At 69.6% G+C, this 18,878-nt stretch carries 13 protein-coding genes and 1 pseudogene; 5 read left to right on the top strand and 9 right to left on the bottom strand.

Annotated elements, in window-relative coordinates; translation table 11 throughout:
* Window positions 1–45: 45 nt before the first annotated feature.
* From Ani05nite_RS02215 to Ani05nite_RS02195, 5 genes and pseudogenes are all read right to left on the bottom strand, one after another.
* A pseudogene (locus Ani05nite_RS02215) lies at window positions 46–459 on the bottom strand (phosphoketolase family protein); the annotation flags it as partial.
* A 170-nt stretch (window positions 460–629) separates the two neighbouring features.
* Window positions 630–2,018, bottom strand: coding sequence for a mannitol dehydrogenase family protein (locus tag Ani05nite_RS02210; protein WP_239129120.1), 1,389 nt, complete (start codon window positions 2,016–2,018; stop codon window positions 630–632).
* The gene (gene uxaC, locus Ani05nite_RS02205) at window positions 2,015–3,430 is read right to left on the bottom strand and encodes a glucuronate isomerase (RefSeq protein WP_203763817.1); all 1,416 of its coding nucleotides are present in this window, start codon (window positions 3,428–3,430) and stop codon (window positions 2,015–2,017) included. The genes Ani05nite_RS02210 and uxaC overlap by 4 nt, the downstream gene beginning before the upstream one ends.
* Before the next feature lie 53 nt (window positions 3,431–3,483).
* Window positions 3,484–5,610, bottom strand: coding sequence for a beta-glucosidase family protein (locus Ani05nite_RS02200; RefSeq protein ID WP_203763802.1), 2,127 nt, complete (start codon window positions 5,608–5,610; stop codon window positions 3,484–3,486).
* A gap of 112 nt (window positions 5,611–5,722) precedes the next feature.
* Window positions 5,723–7,102: a glucose-6-phosphate dehydrogenase gene (locus tag Ani05nite_RS02195; protein ID WP_203763799.1), complete on the bottom strand. Its 1,380-nt coding sequence runs from the start codon at window positions 7,100–7,102 to the stop codon at window positions 5,723–5,725.
* A gap of 235 nt (window positions 7,103–7,337) precedes the next feature.
* Between Ani05nite_RS02195 and Ani05nite_RS02190 the strand changes: the two genes are divergently transcribed.
* Genes Ani05nite_RS02190 through Ani05nite_RS02180 form a run of 3 tightly spaced genes read left to right on the top strand, consistent with a single transcriptional unit; the run spans window position 7,338 to window position 12,066 of the window.
* Window positions 7,338–9,398, top strand: coding sequence for a cytidylate kinase family protein (locus Ani05nite_RS02190; RefSeq protein WP_203763796.1), 2,061 nt, complete (start codon window positions 7,338–7,340; stop codon window positions 9,396–9,398).
* A gap of 39 nt (window positions 9,399–9,437) precedes the next feature.
* Complete coding sequence (locus Ani05nite_RS02185) at window positions 9,438–11,468, top strand: glycoside hydrolase family 3 protein (RefSeq protein WP_203763793.1); 2,031 nt, start codon at window positions 9,438–9,440, stop codon at window positions 11,466–11,468.
* A 28-nt stretch (window positions 11,469–11,496) separates the two neighbouring features.
* Complete coding sequence (locus tag Ani05nite_RS02180; RefSeq protein ID WP_203763790.1) at window positions 11,497–12,066, top strand: NADPH-dependent FMN reductase; 570 nt, start codon at window positions 11,497–11,499, stop codon at window positions 12,064–12,066.
* On the opposite strand, the gene Ani05nite_RS02175 is transcribed toward Ani05nite_RS02180, so the two are convergent.
* Window positions 12,067–12,330, bottom strand: coding sequence for a hypothetical protein (locus Ani05nite_RS02175; protein WP_239129117.1), 264 nt, complete (start codon window positions 12,328–12,330; stop codon window positions 12,067–12,069).
* Window positions 12,331–12,356: 26 nt separating this feature from the next.
* Between Ani05nite_RS02175 and Ani05nite_RS02170 the strand changes: the two genes are divergently transcribed.
* Window positions 12,357–12,650 (top strand): hypothetical protein, encoded by a 294-nt coding sequence (locus Ani05nite_RS02170; protein WP_203765064.1) that lies wholly within the window; start codon window positions 12,357–12,359, stop codon window positions 12,648–12,650.
* A gap of 562 nt (window positions 12,651–13,212) precedes the next feature.
* Window positions 13,213–14,571 (top strand): extracellular catalytic domain type 1 short-chain-length polyhydroxyalkanoate depolymerase, encoded by a 1,359-nt coding sequence (locus Ani05nite_RS02165; protein WP_239129115.1) that lies wholly within the window; start codon window positions 13,213–13,215, stop codon window positions 14,569–14,571.
* Window positions 14,572–14,626: 55 nt separating this feature from the next.
* On the opposite strand, the gene Ani05nite_RS02160 is transcribed toward Ani05nite_RS02165, so the two are convergent.
* The 3 genes from Ani05nite_RS02160 to Ani05nite_RS02150 form a co-directional block, all read right to left on the bottom strand.
* On the bottom strand, window positions 14,627–15,079 hold the full coding sequence (locus Ani05nite_RS02160; protein ID WP_203763784.1) for a hypothetical protein: 453 nt from the start codon (window positions 15,077–15,079) through the stop codon (window positions 14,627–14,629).
* 123 nt (window positions 15,080–15,202) lie between these two features.
* The gene (locus tag Ani05nite_RS02155; protein ID WP_203763781.1) at window positions 15,203–15,745 is read right to left on the bottom strand and encodes a fascin domain-containing protein; all 543 of its coding nucleotides are present in this window, start codon (window positions 15,743–15,745) and stop codon (window positions 15,203–15,205) included.
* Window positions 15,746–15,897: 152 nt separating this feature from the next.
* Window positions 15,898–18,651, bottom strand: coding sequence for an AfsR/SARP family transcriptional regulator (locus Ani05nite_RS02150; protein ID WP_203763778.1), 2,754 nt, complete (start codon window positions 18,649–18,651; stop codon window positions 15,898–15,900).
* Window positions 18,652–18,878 lie beyond the last annotated feature (227 nt).

Here is an 18,878-nt window from a genome sequence, read left to right as displayed (position 1 = left end):
CCCGCCGCGCGGGCGCCGAGCGAGGGCACACGGTCGATGACGTCGGGTCCAGCCCTTCGGAGTACGCAGGACGATCATCGGCCATGCGGGGCGGCCGTCGTCGCCGCCGGCACGCGCGGCGCGCTGGATGTCGACGATCTGCTGCAGGCAGTCGTCCAGGACGCCCGCGAACCGCTGGTGCACGGCGGCCGGATCGTCGCCGGCCACGACCTGCGGGGCGTAGCCGTAGCCGCGCATCAGCTCCAGCAGCTCCGGCTCGGGGATGCGGGCCAGGATGGTCGGGTTGGCGATCTTGTACTCGTTCAGGGCGAGGATCGGCAGCACCGCCCCGTCGCGGGCCGGGTTGAGGAACTTGTTGGCGTGCCAGCTTCCGGCCAGCGGACCGGTCTCCGCCTCGCCGTCACCGACGACGCAGAACACGGTGAGCTCCGGGTTGTCCAGCGCCGCGCCGAAGGCGTGCAGCGTCCACGGCCTCCAGGTCATCGGCGCTCAATGGACCCGCCACGTCCGACAGTTCATACGGTCGCAGCGCGACCGACTCGCCACTACCGGCGCGGTCGAAGTCAGCCGAGGTGTCCCCGCCCATACTCGCCAGCTGCGTCATGGCAACGACCTTCCTGTGTCAGCCGTCATGTCGTCGCCCCGCCGGCGAGTTCCTGACACTGCTGCCACACGGTGGCGACCACCTCGGCGTCCTCACCGAGGGCGGGGTCGAGATCGTGCAGCACCCGCCGTGCGGCGTCGCGCAGCGGTCCGTCGGCCAGCGGGACCACCGACTGCGCGTGGACGTCGGAGACCGGGGCGCCGAGGCCCCGCAGGCAGCAGATCCAGGCGGCGAGGACAAGTGTGGCGCCGGTGGGCATCCGGCCCGCGGCCCGCTCCGCGCGCAGCACCGGCAGGATGCGGATGGGCAGCTTCTGCGAGCCGTCCGCGCCGATCTGGGCAAGCTGGTGATGCATCCGAGGATTCGCGAACCGGTCCAGCAACGCGTGACGGTACGCCGCCAGGTCGGCTTCGCGCTGGTCCAGCTGCCGCGAGGCGGCCTGCCACCACTGCTCCAGCCACTGCCGGCAGGTGGCGTCGCCGACGGCTTGCGACACGCTGGTGTGCCCGCGGATCGACCCCGCGTAGGCCAGCAGCGAATGTGCGCCGTTGAGCAGCCACAGCTTGCGGCGCTCGTAGGGCGTCACGTCGTCGGTGAAGGTGGCCCCGGCGTCCTGCCAGCCCGGGCGACCGGCTGGGAAGCGGCCGCTGAGCACCCACTCCCGGAACGGCTCGGTGACCACCGGACAGTCGTCGTCGAACCCCGTCGCCTGGCGGACGCGGCCGGACTCGTCCGGGGTGGGGCGCGGGGTGATCCGGTCCACTGCCGTGGTCACCACCGTCAACGAATCGTCGAGCCAGTCGGTCAGGGCCGGGTCGAGCAGGTGCGCCATGTCGCGGACCACCCGGTCCACGATCGCTCCGTTGCCCGGCACGTTGTCGCAGGGTACGAGCGCGACAGGGCCGGCACCGGCCGAGCGGCGCGCGACCAGTCCGGCCACCAGACGGGCCGGCGCGGTGCGTACCACTGCCGAGAGATCGGCGCGTAGCGCGGCGAGGTCGGCTTGCACCTCGGGGCGCCCGGCGTCCAGGCCGCCGTCCGGTCCGCGCAGGTAGCCCGCTTCGGTGACGGTCAAGGTCACGACGCTCAGCCGCGGTGAGCCGAAGTAGGTCAGCCAGGCCTGGTGATCATCGGCGTCGTGCGCTCGCGCCAGGCTGTTCACCACCTCGAAGGTGTCGCCGGCAGCACCCCGGGTGACCAGGGTGTAGAGCCCGTCCTGCGCGGTCAGGCGCGTCGGTAACCCGCCGCCGCCCCGCCCGGAGAAGGCGGCATAGCCCCAGTCGGCGGCGTCCGGGGCGTGGTCGGTGTACCAGCACTGGTGGGCCCGGAAGAAGTTCCCGAGTCCCAGATGCACCAGCCGCACCGGCGGCGCGGCCCGCCCGTGCCCGGCCGACCGCGACAGCAGCGCGTTCACAGCTTGAACACCGCCTTCGGCTGGTCCGACGTGAGGCGCACCGCGATGTCGGCCGCCTCCTGTTCGCCGAGGCGGTTCTCGGCGACCAGGCCGGCGAGGAAGCCGGCCTCGACCCGGCGCGACATGTCGTGCCGGGCCGGGATGGAGCAGAAGGCCCGGGTGTCGTCGACGAATCCGGACGTGCGGGAGAAGCCTGCCGTCTCCGTCACCGTCGCCCGGAACCGTCCGATCGCGTACGGGGCGTCGAGGAACCACCACGGCACGCCGACGTACAGGCAGGGGTAGAAGCCGGCCATCGGCGCGAGTTCCCGCGACCATACGGTCTCGTCGACCGTGAAGGCGACGAGATGGAAACCCGGGCTGGTGCCGTACCGCTCCAGCAGCGGCCGCAAGGCGTCGGAGAACTCGACCCCGAACGGTATGTCCGCGCCCACGTCCGCGCCGTATCGCTGGAAGGTCGGTCCGTGGTGGTTGCGCCGTACGCCTGGATGCAGGGTCATGACCAGGCCGTCCTCGCAGGACATTCGGGCCATCTCCAGCAGCATGTGGCGGCGGAAGGCGGCGGCCTCCCCGGGCCCGGCCTCGCCGGCGAGCGCGGCCCGGTAGATGCGCGCGGCCTCGGCCGGGCTCAGGGGATCCGTGCGCACATCCGGGTGGCTGTGGTCGGCCGAGACCGCGCCGTGCGCGACGAAGTACCGGCGGCGGCGCTCGAGGGCTTCGACGTAGCCGGCGTAGTCGCCGACGTCGATGTCGGCGCTGCGGCCGAGGGCGGCCACCGCGCCGCACCAGCCTTCCTGCCCCGGTTCCAGATACCGGTCCGGACGGAACGTCGGGATCACCCGGCCGTGCCATGCCGGGTCGGCGGCGAGGGCGGCGTGCGCGGCCAGATCGGAACAGGGATCGTCGGTCGTGGCCAGCACCGAGATGCCGAAGCGCTCGTACAACGCCCTCGGGCGGAAGGCTTCCTCGGCGAGCGCGGTGCTGATCTGGTCGTAGATGGCATCCGCACTGCTCGCCGACGGAGCCAGCGTCACACCGAAAATGTCCGACAGTTCCGCCTCGAGCCAGTAGCGCACCGGAGTGCCCTGATAGACGTGCCACCGCTCGCACAGCAGCCGCCACGCCTGCCGCGACGCCGCCTCGGACAACTCGCCCTGACCGACGCCGAGCGCGGACAGCTCGACACCGTCGGCGTGCAGCAACCGGGTCATGTAGTGATCCGGCGTGAGCAGCAGCGTCGTGGGATCCGGGAACGGGTGGTTGTCGAGCAGGACGGCGGGGTCCACGTGCCCGTGCGGCGAGATCACCGGCAGCTGCCGCACGCGGTCGTACAGCCGGCGGGCGATCGCCCGGGTTCCTGGATCCGCCGGCAACAGGCGATCGGGGTGCACCTCAAGGAGGTTTCCTGCCATGCGCCGGCCCCTTTCCACCTACCTTGCGCGCCGGGGGTTCCCGGGCTCAGCACTCACTGCACGGTGAGCGTCGCCGTGTGCGGGGTGTCGTCGGCGGAAGTGCCCACATAGACGGTGTACTCGCCGGGTCTGGTGACGAAGCCGCGGGTGCCGTAGTCCCAGACAGCGAACGGATGGTTGGTCGTGGCCGGGTCGACCGTGATCGTGATCTGCTGATGCTCCCCCGGTTCCACCCACACTTTCCGGAAACCGACGAGCCGCTTGGGCGGCTGTCCCGACACCGGCACCCCGAGGTAGACCTGCACCACTTCGGCGCCGCGTACAGCTCCGGTGTTGGTCACCGTCGCGGTCACCGTCAGGGGCGCATGGCCCGCGTCGGGCGCATCGACCGCCACCGCGCTGAGGTCGAAGGTCGTATAGGACAGACCGAATCCGAACCCGAACAGCGGCTCGATACCTTGCGCCTGGAACCAACGGTAACCGACCTCGAGGCCCTCGGAGTAGCGGATCACCGGATAGCCGTCCCCCTCGTCGGTGCCGGGGTAGCGCTCCGGCCGGCCCGCGTACAGCGTGTCGTCCGCCGATGCAGGATAGGAGGTGGGCACCTTGCCGGACGGGTTGACCACGCCGAACAGCAGGTCGGCGACGACATGCCCGTCCTCGGCGCCCTGGTTCCAGGCTTCGAGCACCGCAGGAGCCTTGTCCAGCCACGGCATCAGCACCGGATTGCTGTCCTTGAGCACGACCACCGTGGTCGGGTTGACGCCCAGCAGCTCGTCGAGCATGCGGTTCTGGTCGTGGGGCATGGTGGCGTCGGACTGGTCGGTGCCCTCGGTGGCCACGAGCCCGGCCATCAGCACGACCACATCGGCCTGCCGGGCGGCCGACCTGGCCGCGTCGAGGTTGGACAGGTCCTCGCCGACGGTGACCTTGGTGACCGTCGCCGCCGAGCCGAGATCGCGCAGCACGTCGCGCAGGCCGTCCAGCGGCGGCACCGTGTACAGCGGGATGACCTTGGAGGAACCGCCACCGCCCAGGCAGGCCTGGTCGACGAACGCCGGCTGGCCGATGATGACGATGGAACCGACGTGGGGATCCAGCGGCAGCACCCCACCGTCATTCTTGAGCAGGACCGCGATCTGTGAACCGATCGTCCGTGCGGCCGCCCCGTGGCCGCGAGCGTCGATCTCGCCGGGCGCGTACGGGCGGTCGAACTGTCCGAATCGGAACATCTGCGTGTAACGGCGCACCAGGGCCCGGTTCACCGTTTCGATCTCCAGGCTGGTGTCCTGCAGGGCGGCCTTGACGTTCGTCTCGTTGAGCCACTTGGCGTCCGGCATCTCGTGGTCCATGCCGGCGTTCAGGGATGGCGCAGCCGAACGGCAGGACCAGAAGTCGGACTGAACGTACCCCTCGAAGCCCCATTCGGTGCGCAGGATGTCGGTGAGGGTGTGGCGGTATTCGGTGGCGTAGACCCCGCGGATGCGGTTGTAGGCGCTCATGATCGCGGCGAGACCGGCATCCTTGACCAGCATCTCGAACGGCAGCAGGTAGAGCTCACGCAGCACGTGCTCGTCCACCTCGACGCTGGCCCGGAACCGCTCGTACTCCTGGTCGTTGACCACGTAGTGCTTGCCCATGGCGATCACGTCATGCGCCTGGATGGCCCTGGTCACCGCGACCCCCATCACGCCGGTCAGGTAGGGGTCCTCGGAGAAGTACTCGAAGTTGCGACCGGCGATCGTGGTGCGGTGCAGGCACACGCCGGGGCCCTCCAGCACGTGCTGGCCGAGCGTAGCCGTCTCCGAGCCGATGATGTCGCCGTAGGTGTGCGCCAGCTCGGGGTCGAAACCGGCGGCGACGCCGATCGTCATCGGCAGCGAGGTGGCGGGCGGGCTGGGCGTTCCGTCACCCATGCCCACCCCGACCGGGCCGTTGGTGATCCGGAACCGCGGGATGCCGAGTTCGTCGATCGCCGCGACGTGCCGCTCGACCTGAACCTGGGCGGCGAGCTGGTCCATGTCCGCCCCGGACTCCGCAAGTTGCGCGCTGAGCGCGTAGATGTCGATGGTCTCCATGGCGCCGTGCAGCTGAGCGATCTTCTGCTCCAGCGTCATGGCCCCGACCAGCTTCTCGGCCCGTTCACGAGCAGAGCCGTGCTGGGGCGTCGACGATGACACGGGACCTCCTACCGGCGCGGTGTTGGTCAAGGTTCATCCTGCGCCGCGCCGGGCCCGGCGGCAAGTCGCCGGCACGATCCGGCGCCGGCGACGCGAGGATCTCGCCGTCCTTTCACTCCGGACTGCGGTCGCTTGCGGGGCCGTCGCTGCCCGCGACGTACTCCTGCAGGGGCACGTGTCCGTCGCGCCATGCCCGCAGGACCGGCTCCACGATCCGCCAGGTCTGCTCGGCCGCGTCGCCGCGGACCGACAGAGTGGGGTTTCCGGTCAGTACCCCGGCCAGTACCTGGCCGTAGGGCGGCAGATCGCCGGGCGCGAGCTGCACGGTCATCTGGACGCGTTCGACGGTACGGGGGTCGGCGGGGCCGTTGACGTTGAAGTCCAGCCGGAGCACCTCGGGGTCGAGACCGATATGTACGCGATCCGTGTGTGTGCAGCCCAATAGTCCTTCCGGGACCCATTTGGGCTCGCGGAAGGTGATCACCACGTGTTTGTCCAGCCGTCGCAGGGCCTTGCCCGCGCGTAGCCGGAAGGGCACCCCGGCCCACCGCCAGGTGTTCACCTCCACCGTCACCTCGGCGAAGGTCTCGGTACCCCGGTCCGGATCGACGCCGTCCTCATCGACGTAGGACGGCAGCGAGCGGTCGCCTACCGTACCCGCGGTGTAGCGGGCGCGGCGGCTGCTGCCCACCGGGTCGTTCTGCCACACCCGGGTGGCCCGCAGGACGGCGGCGGCCCCGTCCCGCAGATCCTGGGCGTCGAGGCTGCTCGGCGGCTCCATGGCCAGGAAGGACAGCACATGCAGGGCGTGACTCTGCAACATGTCCACCAGGGCACCGGCCTGGTCGTAGTAGCCGGCGCGTCCCTCCAGGCCGAGGCTCTCGTCGAGCAGGATGTCGACGCCGGCCACGTGATCGGAGTCGAGAACCGACTCGAGCACCCGATTGGCGAACCGTAACCCGATGATGTTGAGTACGGTGGACATGCCGAGGTAGTGGTCCACCCGGTACACCTGGTCCTCCGGCACCAGGGTGGTGATCAGCCGGTTGAGCTCCTTCGCCTCGGCCAGGTCGGTGCCGAACGGCTTCTCCATGACCAGCCGGGCGTCGGCGGGCAGGGCGACCTCGGCGAGCGCCCGGCACGCCTGCGCGGCGACCGCCGGGGAAAGGGCGAGGTACAGAACCGGTGGACCGGAGCACGCGGCGAGGAGGCGTTCGAGCTCGGCCGGATCAGTTGCGTCGGCCTGCACGTAGCGGGTGTCACGGATGAGCGCCTCGAGTGCGGAGCCCGGGTCCGGTCCTGCCGCCTGTGCGACCCGTTCCCGCCACTGGTCGTCGTCCAGCTCCTCGCGCCCGCTGCCGAGCAGTTCGACCTGGGTGTCGTGGCCCCGCACCAGCCCGGCCAGTCCCGGGATCAGGAGGCGGGTGGTCAGGTCGCCGAGGGCGCCCAGGATCACCAGCGTGGGGCGCTCGTTCCGGGTCACCGCGGCCATGCTGCATTCCAACACACCTGACGGTGGATCGCTGGAAGACGACCTCCTGTCGTCGTGGGCGTGCTGCCCGAGCGGGCCCGTTCGCCCCTTGCCCCTCGGGCGCCCTACGGACCAGAGTTAGCCCATGACGACCATCTCAGAGCCGCACGCGGGCGAGGTGCTCCAGCGCCTGCGGCCCGGGACGTCCAGCGGCGGGCTGGCCGGCTGATCAGGCCACTCGCGACCGGAGGACGAGATGAGCAGATCCGTTCAGGTTCAACCGGCGAGCTCGGCGGACGAGATGCCCCGCCGGCGGGTGCTCTCCTACGCGCTCGGCGATGTCGCCAACAATGTCTCGTTCCAGATGACGTCGCTGTTCCTGATGGCGTACATGACCGACATCGCGGGGATCTCCGCCGCCGCGGCGGGCACCATCTACGGCATCACCAAGATCTGGGCCGGCGTCACCGACCTGGTGGCGGGCAACACCGTCGGGCGCAAGGACACCAGATGGGGGCGCCTGCGCCCGTGGATCATCACGGTCAGCCCGCTGCTGTCGATCAGCCTCGTCGCGATGTTCAGCACACCCGCCGGGCTCAGCCCTGGGGCGACCGTCGCGTGGGTCCTACTGTTCGACGCGGCCTTCCAGGTGTGCTACTCCTTCGTCAACATCCCGTACGGGTCACTGTCGGCGGCCATGACGGAGAACAGCAACGACCGGTCCCGGCTGGCCGGCGCGCGGTCCATCGCGTCCGCGGTGACCGGCGTCCTGCTCGCCTTCGTCCTGGCCCCCCGCTTCGAGGACACCACCGCGGACGGCATCCGGCTGCGGTTCACGATGGCGACGATCGTCCTGTCCGTCGTGGCGCTGGTCCTCTACTGGATCTGCTTCCAGGGCACCAAGGAGGTGGTGCCCCGCGGCGCCGGGAAGCTCACCCTGTCGACGACACTGGCGATGGTGCGGCAGAACAAGCCGCTGCTGGTGCTGTGCCTCGGCGCGCTGTTCCTGCTCGGTGCGGGATTCACCATGAACGCGGTGATGCTGTACTTCGCCCGCGACGTGCTCGGCAACGCGGGCAGCTTCACCTGGCTGTACCTCGCCCAGACCGTGGGCACGATCTGCGTGGCCTCGCTGGTATCGACGATCACCGTCAAGCTCGGCAAACGGATCGGCTACGTGATCCTCGCCGGCTTCGCCGTCATCGGCTTCGTGCTCGTCGCTCTCGTGCCCACCGGCGGCGGTGGCCTGCCGCTGGCCCTGCTCGCGTTCGGGGTCTACGGCGTCGGCTTCGGCGGCACGAACGCCCTCATGTTCTCCATGCAGGCCGACACGGTCGACTACGGCGAGTGGAAGACCGGCACCCGGGCCGAGGGCGGCAGCTACTCGATCCTCTCCTTCGTCCGCAAGTGCGGCCAAGGCATCGGCGGCTTCATCGGCGGAGCGGTCATCGGCGCCTTCGGCTATGTCGCAGGCGCGGATGCTCAATCGGCCGGAGCAATCCAGGGCATCAAGGTGGCGGCCGGGTGGGTGCCGGCCGGACTCTGCGTCCTCGCCGCGCTCGCGCTGTCCCGCTACCCCCTCGGGGCCGGCCAACATCGCGAGATCGTCGCCGAGCTGCGCCAGCGCCGGGCCCAGGGGGCACTCGGCGACACCGCGACCCACGACCGGGCGGTGTCGTTCGGCCCGCACGGTGACCTCGTCGCCTCCCGCCCGATCGTCACCGTCAACGAGCAGTTCGGCGCCGGCGCGTCGTACGTGGCAGAGCGGGTCGCGCAGCGGCTGGGAGTTCCGTACGTGGGCACCCGCTTCAGCTCGGCAGACCTGGAGGCCGCCGCCACCACGGCGCCCGGACGTACGGATGGCCCGGTGTCGGAGTTCCTCCGGTCGTTCTCGCGGACCCCGAACGAGGTGGACGCATCGATCGCCGCGGACGCCGAGATCGACACCGAACTCGTACGCCGCAACATCGCCGACGTCCTGGACACCGTGAAGGACTCGGGCGGCGTGATCGTCGGCCGCGACGCCACCGTCATCCTCGCCCGTACGCGGGGTGCCGTGCACGTACGCCTGCAGGCGCCGGTCGAGGCACGCGTCTCCCGCGCCGCGCAGGACTCGGGTGTCGGCCGCGACGTCGCGCAGCGGCGCCAGCAGCGCGAGGACCGCGTCCGTACGCAGATGTCGCAGCGGCTCATGCACTGGGATCCCGCCGACGCGGGCCATTACGACCTGGTGATCGACACCGGTGACGTCCCGCTCGACGACGCCGTGGACAGGATCGTCGCCGCCAGCCAGGCCGAACGAGGCGGGACCACGTGAACGCAGATGTCCGTGACAAGCCGATCACCAGGAGGATCCATGGTCGAGCAGGTGCCCATCGGCGCCCGGGTCAAGCCGGTGCTGACCGTCCAGGGACTGACCTTCAAGGACCTCAATGGCAACGGTCGGCTCGACCCCTACGAGGACTGGCGGTTGAGCCCGGCGCAACGGGCCGCCGACCTGGTGTCCCGGATGTCGGTCGACGAGAAGGTCGGGTTGATGGTGATCAACTCACGGTCGATGGGCCTCTCGCAGCCGGACCCCGCGCTGACCAGCCACGACGGCGTCCTGGACGAGCAGTACCATCCGGTCCGCAACGATCCGCACAACACCGCCGGCAAGCCGTACGAGGGGACCACCCAGCAGATCACCGACCTGCACATGCGGCACTTCATCATGCGCGAGACACCACCGGGCTCGGCGATCGCCACCTGGGTCAACGCGATGAACGAGGTCGCCGAGGGCACCCGGCTGGGCATCCCCGTGCTGGTCGCCGCCAACTCCAAGAACGAACTCGGCGGCTTCCGGCTCGGCGCCACGCCGCACGACCGGGATTTCACCCAGTGGCCCGGAACCCTGGGTCTGGCAGCCACCGCCGACCTGGATCTGATCCGCGACTTCGCGGAGAAGTCACGCACCGAGTGGGTCGCCTCCGGCCTGCGCAAGGGTTACATGTACATGGCCGACACGGCGACCGACCCCCGGTGGTTCCGGACCAACGGCACCTTCGGCGAAGACCCGGAGTTCGTCAGCCGGGCGATCGCCACCGTGATCCGGGCTTTCCAGGGAGAGGACGGTCTGGGCCGCGACGGGGTGGCGCTGACCGTCAAGCACTTTCCCGGGGGCGGGGCGCGGGAGAACGGCTTCGACCCGCACTACGCGGAGGGCCGTTTCAACGTCTACCCGACGCCGGAGTCCCTGAAGACCTACCACCTGCCACCGTTCCAGGCGGCCATCGACGCCGGCGCCGCCAGCATCATGCCGTACTACGCGATCCCCTCGGATGAGAAGTCGGCGATGCCGCAGCCGCCCCTGGACGGTTTCGAGCAGGTCGGCTTCGCCTTCAACCGGCCCATCCTCGACCTGCTGCGGGCGATGGGGCACCAGGGCTACGTCAACTCGGACTCGGGCATCCTGTCCAAGATGGCCTGGGGCGTGTCCGAGCTGAGCGTTCCCGAGCGGGTGGGCAGGGCGGTGACGGCCGGCACGGACATCATCGCCGACACCAACGACGTCGAGTCGATCCGCACCGCGTTTCTCGAGGAGCTGTTCAGCACCGAACGGCTGGACGAGGCGGCGTACCGGCTGGTGTGGGAGATGTTCGCCCTGGGCCTGTTCGACGACCCGTACGTCGACCCGGAGCAGGCGGACGAAATCGTGGCCAACGAGCGGTACGCCGCGGCCGCGGCGGAGGCGCACCGCAGGTCCGTGGTCCTGATGAAGAACCACGACGGTGCGCTGCCGCTGACGCCTTCCCGGCCGGCCGGGCAGCGGGTCTACGTCGAACTGTTCGAGCGTCACCTGACCGGGGCGAAACTCGACCGGCTCCGGGCCGACCTGGCCGCGGCGCACCCCGACATCGACTTCACTGCCGACTATCGCCACGCCGACGTGGCCGTACTGTTCCTCAACCCGTTCACCGGCTCCTACTTCGACTTCACCGGCCTGCTGGACCTCGACATCCATGAAGCCACGCACGTCGACCTCGACCGGATCCGCCACATCCGCTCCGCGGTGCCGCGGCTCGTCGTCGGCCTCAACGTGATGCTGCCGTGGCTGCTCGGCGCCGTCGAGCCGCTGGCCGACGCCCTCGTGGCCGGCTTCGACACGAGAACCGAAGCCCTGTTCGCCGTCATCGTCGGTGATGCGGAACCCCGCGGCCGGCTGCCCCTCACCTTCCCCGCCGACCACGCGGCCATCGCCGTCGACGACAACGGGATCTGCGCCTCGCCCAACGACGTACCGGGTTTCGACAAGGAGAAGTTCATGAACGGCCGGCCCTACGTGTACGTCGACAGCGACGGCAACCGCTACCAGTGCGGGCACGGACTGACGTACACCACCGGCTGAGGCAGCACCGTAGACAAAGGAGAACGGCATGGTTTCGTACCGGGTCGGCTATTTCGTCGGCAGCCTGTCATCGACGTCGATCAACCGTACGCTCAGCCGTGCTCTGATCCGGCTGGCGCCCACCGATCTGACTCTCACCGAGATCCGCATCGACAATCTGCCGCTGTACAGCCCGGACTTCGACGCCGACTACCCGCCGGAGGCCCGGGCGCTCAAGGACGCCATCGCCGCCTCCGACGCCGTTCTGTTCGTCACGCCGGAGTACAACCGCTCGATCCCCGGCGCGTTGAAGAACGCGATCGACTGGGCGTCACGTCCCTGGGGACAGAACTCCTTCGACCACCTGCCCGCCGCGGTGATCGGCGCGTCGATCGGCCAGATCGGCACCGCCGTGGCGCAGCAGAGCCTGCGAGCGGTGCTGAGCTTCTGCAACGCCCGGCAGATGACCGCGCCCGAGGCCTACGTGTACTTCCAGCCCGGCCGCTTCACCGACGACGGCGAGGTCACCGACGAATCGACGGCCAGGTTCCTCGGCGACTTCATGAACGAGTTCCGCGACCACATCGAACGTGTCCTCACGGTACTGCCGCGCAGCTGATCAGGGCGGTCCGACCAGGACCAGTACGGTCTCCCGCGGAGCGAACCCGGGGGGCATCCCGGTTTGTCGCCAGGTGCGGGCGGGTGCGGGCGGCGGCAACCATTCCGGGCGGAAGGCGCCGAGGGCAAGACCGAGACCTTCCAGGCAGACCCGCAGCGCCGGGCCGGTCAGTGGGGTGCGCAGGTGCTCGGCCCACAGCTGCACGCGCAGGTCCCGCACCGCGGCACCGCTGCTCACCACCGCGATGCTCAACTCGGTGTCCACGCCGGCCATCGACCGGCTGAAGAAAGTTGGCCGATCCGACGCTGGCGAACACGTCGTCGATGATGACAATCTTGGCGTGCACGGTCAGATGGTTTGATCCGCCACAGTCCGACGGCGCGTCGCAGGTGAGGGGGCAACGGTTCGACGATCCGCTTCTCCAGATCATCGTTGAGGGTGCGGTTGATCACCGGCGCGCGTTCGTCCGGGTTGCGGGTGCCCGAAACGACCAGGATTTCGCCGTCTGCGAGCAGCTTGGTCGGACCGCCCGGAGCAGCACCAAGGCCTCGACGATCGAGATACGAATGGCAGCCCCGCGGTGATCGTCGTCGGCCCGCCGGCCGGCCTGTGCGGGTGAATGCTCCGTCGATCGAGGCGGCGCGCTGACCGAGCGCGCGCAGCCCGGTGACGTCGCCGTACTCGGTGGGCCACGTTCGGGGACGGCACCGCCTCGACCTCCGGGCCATCAGCGACCAGTCACGGCGGCAGCGAATAACGCTTTTCCGAAACTTCCGAAACATTTCCGAGAACTATTGTTCCCAGATGCCCCCTCTGCCTAGCATCGCTCTACATCGAGCTGCATCCATATCGTGCTCAATCCAAGCGCCGATTCGAGGAGGGAGAGGCCGTGGCGGGTGCGCCCTCAGTTTCGCTGGGCGTTACGCGCCGTAGACGGTCGTTGGGAATGCGGACCGTGGTCGGAGCACAGTCACGGCGGCCGTGTCGGGCACGGGCAACGGCCAGCAGATCCAGCTCCACGACTGCAACGGCCAAACCAACCAGAGGTTCAGCCTGGGCTGACCCAGCCGGGTTGTGGTGGGCGCCTCACCGCCAGACCCCGGCCCTCGCACCACGCCGCATACCGTCGTCTGAAGAGAAGGTTTGATGAAGCGCCTCTTGCAGATCCTGCTCGCGGCCGGCACGGCGCTGGTCGCCGGCCTCGCCGCGATCCTGGTGTCCACCTCCCCCGCGATGGCGGCGAGCCTGACCCGGGTGACCAACTTCGGCACCAACCCGACCAACCTCAACATGTACATCTACGTGCCGGCGAACCTCGCGCCCCGGCCGGCGCTGCTGGTGCTGGTGCACTACTGCAGCGGTTCGGCGAGCGCCGTCTTCAACGGCAACGGCCACGACTACGTCAACGCCGCCGACCGCTACGGCTACATCATGGTGCTGCCCGAGGCCACCCGTAGCGGCGGCTGCTTCGACGTGTCGACGGCCGCCGGGCTCCGGCGCAACGGCGGCAGCGACTCCACAGGCATCAAGTCGATGGTCGACTACGCCCGCTCGCAGTACCCGGCCATCGACTCCTCCCGCATCGTGGTGTCCGGGTTCTCCTCCGGCGCCATGATGACCAACGTCCTGGCCGCCGAGTACCCGGACGTGTTCAGCGCCGGGTCGGCGTTCTCCGGCGTACCGGCCGGCTGCTTCGCCACCAGCGACGGGTCGATGTGGAACAGTCAGTGCTCCGGCGGCAACGTCATCCGGACGGCCCAGCAGTGGGGCGACACCGCCCGCGCCATGTACCCGGGCTACACCGGCGCCTACCCACGCATGCAGTTGTGGCACGGCACCACCGACACCACGCTCTCCTACCCCAACTTCGGCGAGGAGATCAAGCAGTGGACCAACCTGCACGGCCTGTCGCAGACGCCGGCGTACACCGACCGCCCGCAGTCCACCTGGACCCGGACCCGCTACGGTGATACCGGCACCCAGGCGACCGTCGAGGGGATCAGCATCTCCGGTGTCGGCCACCAGCTTCCGATGAGCGGCCAGATCGCGTACGCGATCTCCTTCCTCGGACTCGACCGGTCGTCGACCCCACCGTCGTCGACCCCGCCCGCCGGGGGCGCGAAAGAAATCGTGGGGACCCAGTCCGGCCGGTGCATCGACGTGCCGAGCGCGTCGCGCACCAACGGGACGCGGGTGCAGCTCTACGACTGCCACGGCCAGTCCAACCAGCAGTGGACATACACCGCGAGCAAGCAGCTCCAGGTGTACGGCAGCATGTGCCTGGACGCCGCCGGGTCCGGCAACGGGTCAGCGGTGCAGATCTACGCCTGCAACGGCCAGAGCAACCAGCAGTGGAACGCCAACGCCAACGGCACCGTCACCGGCGTCCAGTCCGGCCGCTGCCTGGACGTGTGGGGCACCGGCAACGGGCAGCAGGTTCAGGTCTACGACTGCAACGGCCGGCCCAACCAGCAGTTCACGCTCGTAAGCGCTGCGCTCCGGTAGCTGACCCGGAGGCGCATGGTCGAGCCCGGCGACCAGCAGGCCGCCGGGCTCGGTGTCACCAGTACTGGTTCGGACTGTCGGCGCTGTAGATGAAGTTTCCCGAGCTGTTGTAGAAGACCGTGTGGGTGTACCCGTAGCCGGAGGAGCACGGCTTCGAGTACGACCACTGGGGCGAATGCGTACCGCTGATGTCCCAGTTCCCGGCGAAGTGCCCGTAGAACGCGCCGTTGCTGCAGGAGACGTTGATGTACGTCTTCGTCCGGCTCTCCCCCTGGCTCGTCCCGTCGACGTAGAAGTCGGCCCACAGCGGGTTCCACGTGCCGGAGCGGACGCTGATGCACACACTGACGGCCGTGTTCTGCGAGGCCCGCCGACAGCCGCCGCCAGAGTCGGCCGATGCCGGCGCTCCCACGCTGAGCACACCCGCGGCCACGGCCAGCATGGCGACGCCCGTGCTCACCTTGGTCGCCGACCTCTTCATCTTCACCTGCGGTGCGAGTCGAGTCATGACACTTCCCCTCCCAAACCGATGGGTCCTGAGTTTTCTCACTGCGTTTTCCGTTCCGGAATGGCTCGGATCCGTCGCGGGCGTTCGCCCGTCGGCGGCGAGCCCGCCCATGGACGTGAGGATCTACTGCCAGAGGATGAGGAACTGTTCCCAGATGTCGGCGCTGCCGGAGCGCGCCCTCAACATCCCGTACTTGGTGCCGGTGTAGTCGAGCTCCGTCGAGACGTATTGGCCGGTCCAGGTCGATTGCAGCTGGCTACTGGGGAGACCGTAGATCCAGTTGAACCGCTCCCAGACCCCCGGCTCGTCAGCCCGGGCGCGCAGCATGCCCTTGCCGGTGCCGCTGTAGTCGAATTCGGCCGACACGAACTTGTTGTTGGCCGCGGCGAGGAAGGCGAACTCGTCCGGCCCCCAGTCGTCCTGATAGCACAGGTAATACGTCTCCCACGGCCCCACGGCGTCGGCCCGGGCCCGCAACATTCCGGCGTTGTTGCCGGAGTAGTCCCGCTCGGTCGTGACGTACTTGCCGTTTCTCGCCGACTTGATGGCGATCGGGTCGGAGTAATTGCAGTGAGTGTCGGCGGCCAACCCGGGTGCGGCCGACGCAGCGTTCGGTGCGACGAAGAGAGCGGCGATCACGAGCAGGGCGCCGAAAGCGGATCTCATGCCGTTCGGTATGGACATTGTTCCCCCGATCTGTCAGCCCGTGCCGGTGCGCGGGCCTACCCTCCCACCGGGATTCCTGTAACCCGGAGAAGACGCGGTAAGCGTTGCGCCGGCTGCTCGGCACGTTCTCGCCGAAACCTCAAATCCCCAGGTCAGGTCAGCTGAGCGCGGACCTGGTCAGCGTCCGGATGGTCGAGGTCCTCGAGGATCCTCAGGGCGGCCCGCCAGTGCTGTCTGGCGCTGAGCCGATCGTCAGCGGCGGCGAAGGCCTCCGCGAGGTGCCTGAGAGTGTCGGCCTCGTAGTAACGGTCACCGAACTGGCGGTACAGGCTGATGGCATGCCGGTACGAGACGATCGCGGCGTCGACATCGCCGTGCCGGTGCTGGGCGTACCCCAGGCTGTCCCAGGTGGCCGCCTCCCCGTGCCGGTCCCCGAACTGCTGCAGCAGCGTGAGAGCCTCCCGGCAGGCTTCGATGGCGGCCTCGTGTTCCCCTCGTTGCGCCCGGTACCAGCCCATCGCATTGAGCGACATCGCCTGCCCGTACCGGTGGCCGGCCTCGCGGTAGAGGGTGAGGGCCCGCTGGGTGTGGTCCTCGACGTCGGCGGCCCGACCCTGGCGATCCGCGGCCTCGGCCAGGTCGAGGTGAGCATGAGCCTGCCCCGGCAGATCACCGAACGTCCCGAACAGGTCGGCCGACAGAAGCAGTCGCTCTTCCACGTCAGCGAGCCAGCCGAGTCGGGTGTGCGCGCGGGCAAGGGTCCGGTGGGTGTGCGCCTGGCCGACGGTGTCGTCGCTGCGGATGGCCGCCCGTAACCCGTCAGCCTGCACCGACACCTGGTCGTGCCAGTAGCCCTGGCGGTCCAGGTAGATCGTCATGGCCCAGGCCAGCTGCCAGGCGTAGGTGTTCAGGCCCAGGTCGGCGCAGCGGCGCACGGCGGCCGTCAACACCTGCCGTTCGGCGGCGAACCATGCCATCGCGTCGTCGTAGCAGGCGAGAAATGCCGGGACCACACCGGCCCGGTGATGGGCCATATCGATGGAGTCCCAGTGTGGGTGCAGCACGGTCGCTGCGGCGTACGCGCTGTGCAGTTGGTGGTCCAGCCACCGCAGCAATGCCTCAGTCCGCTCGGGCTCCGGATCGACGGCGGCCACTTCGACGGCGAATGTGCGCACCAGGTCGTGCATGGAGAACCTGTCCAGCGCGGAGGTGAACAGCAACTGCGTATCCGTCAGCTCGGCCAGCCAACGCCGGACGGACCGTTCGTCCGAGGCGGTCAACGAGACCGCGGCGAGCACGCTGAATTCGGTGCCAGGCAGCGCCGCGGCCTGCCGGAGCAGCCGGCGCGACCCGGCGCTGAGCAGACTGTACGACCAGGACAGCGCCGACCGCACGTTGCTGACTTCGTCCCCGCCGTCGAGCGCGTCCAGTGGCTTGGCCCCGCGCAACTCCGCGACCAGCGCGCCCAGGGTCAGCCTCGGCAGGGTGAGAACGCGAGCTGCGACGACGGTCAGCGCCAGCGGCAACCGTCCGCAGAGGTCGGCCAGCTGGTCCACGGCGCCGGGTTCGGCGGCCGCTCGCCGGCCGATCCGCCCGCGCAGCAGGTTGCCCGCCTCGACCGCGCTGAGCAGGCCGAGGGGCAGCGGTTGCGCGCCCTCGGCGGCGACCAGACTGGTCAGCGGATTCCGGCTGGTGACCAACACCAGGCAGGACTCGGCGCCGGGCAGCAAGGGGCGCACGTGCCCGGCGTCGCGGGCGTTGTCGAGCAGGACCAGCATGCGCCGGTCGGCAAGCAGGCCACGGTAGAGCGCGGCCTGCGCCGGATGGTCGGCCGGCATACTGCGGCCGTCGACGCCGAGGGCCACGAGAAAATCCCGAACGACATGGTCGGCTGCCCGGGGTACGCCGTCCGGGCCGAAACCCTCGAGGTCGACGTAGAGCGCGCCGTCGGGGAAATGCGGGGCGGCCCGGTGTGCCCAGTGCACAGCCAGGGCGGTCTTGCCGATCCCGGCCGCTCCGGTCACAACTTGGATGGGCACCGTGAGCCGGCCGTCCTCCGCGGGCAACACCTCATCCAGCACGGCGAGCTCGGCCTGGCGGCCGGTGAAGGCCCGAATGTCCATCGGCAGTTCCGCCGGGACCGGGCGAGCCGCGGGCACCGGCGGTGTCACCGGCTCGGCGGCATCGACCTCGCCACGCAGCAGGGCCCGGTGCAGCTGCCCCAGCTCCGCACCAGGATCTGTACCCAGTTCCTCGGCGAGCTTGCGGCGGACGGCCGTGAAGTGGCTCAGGGCCTGCGCGCGCCGGCCACTGGCGGCGAGCGCCCGGATCAGCTGGGCGGCCACCCGCTCGTCGAGGGGTTGTTCTTCGGCCAGGCAGGACAGCGATTCGATCACGTCGGTGACGTCGCCGACCAGCAGCTTCGCGGCGGCCCAGTGCAACGTCGCGTCGATGCGTTGCCGCTGCCAGGCCTGACGTTCCCGGGCGGCCCAGTCGCCGGGCAGGCCGGCCAGCGGCTCACCGTGCCACAGGGCGAGGGCCTGGTTGAGCAGCGGGATCCGCTCGGCGGGGTCGACGTCGCGCTGCGAGGCCCGGCGTACCAGGCTGCGGAAATGGCGGCAATCGACCGCCTCGGTCGGCACATTCAGCAGATAGCCACCGGATCGCCGGACGACGGCGCCGGAGGCGCCGGATTTCTCGAGCGCCTGCCGGATGCGGGAGATGTAGACGTGCAGGCTGTGTTGGGCCCGCTGCGGGAGGCGCTCGCCCCAGACGCGGTCCAGCAACGACTCCGGCCGCACGGGCCGGCCGACATCGACGGCCAAGGCCGCCAGCACGGCGCGCTGCCGGGCCGCGCCGACGTCCACCGGTCGGCCGGATGCCCACACTTCGATCGGTCCGAGCACCCGAATCTCCATACCAGTCACCCCCGCGCCGATGATATTTGCTGGTAGCGATGCGTCCGGTCAGAGTCGGAATTCCTACTCCCGATGGGCGTCTCACAACCGGTGTGCGGTCGCTTCCGGTCGGCGGGTGAGCGACCGGGCAGACCGCCAACGGCATCGATGCATCAGTGGTCTGAAGTGGACGGCAGCGAGCGCGGTATTCAGCATGCTGGGCGACCTAGCGCTCG

It is taken from the genome of Actinoplanes nipponensis, from assembly GCF_016862275.1.
GTDB classification, from domain to species: Bacteria; Actinomycetota; Actinomycetes; order Mycobacteriales; family Micromonosporaceae; genus Actinoplanes; species Actinoplanes nipponensis.
Note: the sequence above shows the minus strand (reverse complement) of the source record. Positions and strands in the feature narration are given on the sequence as shown.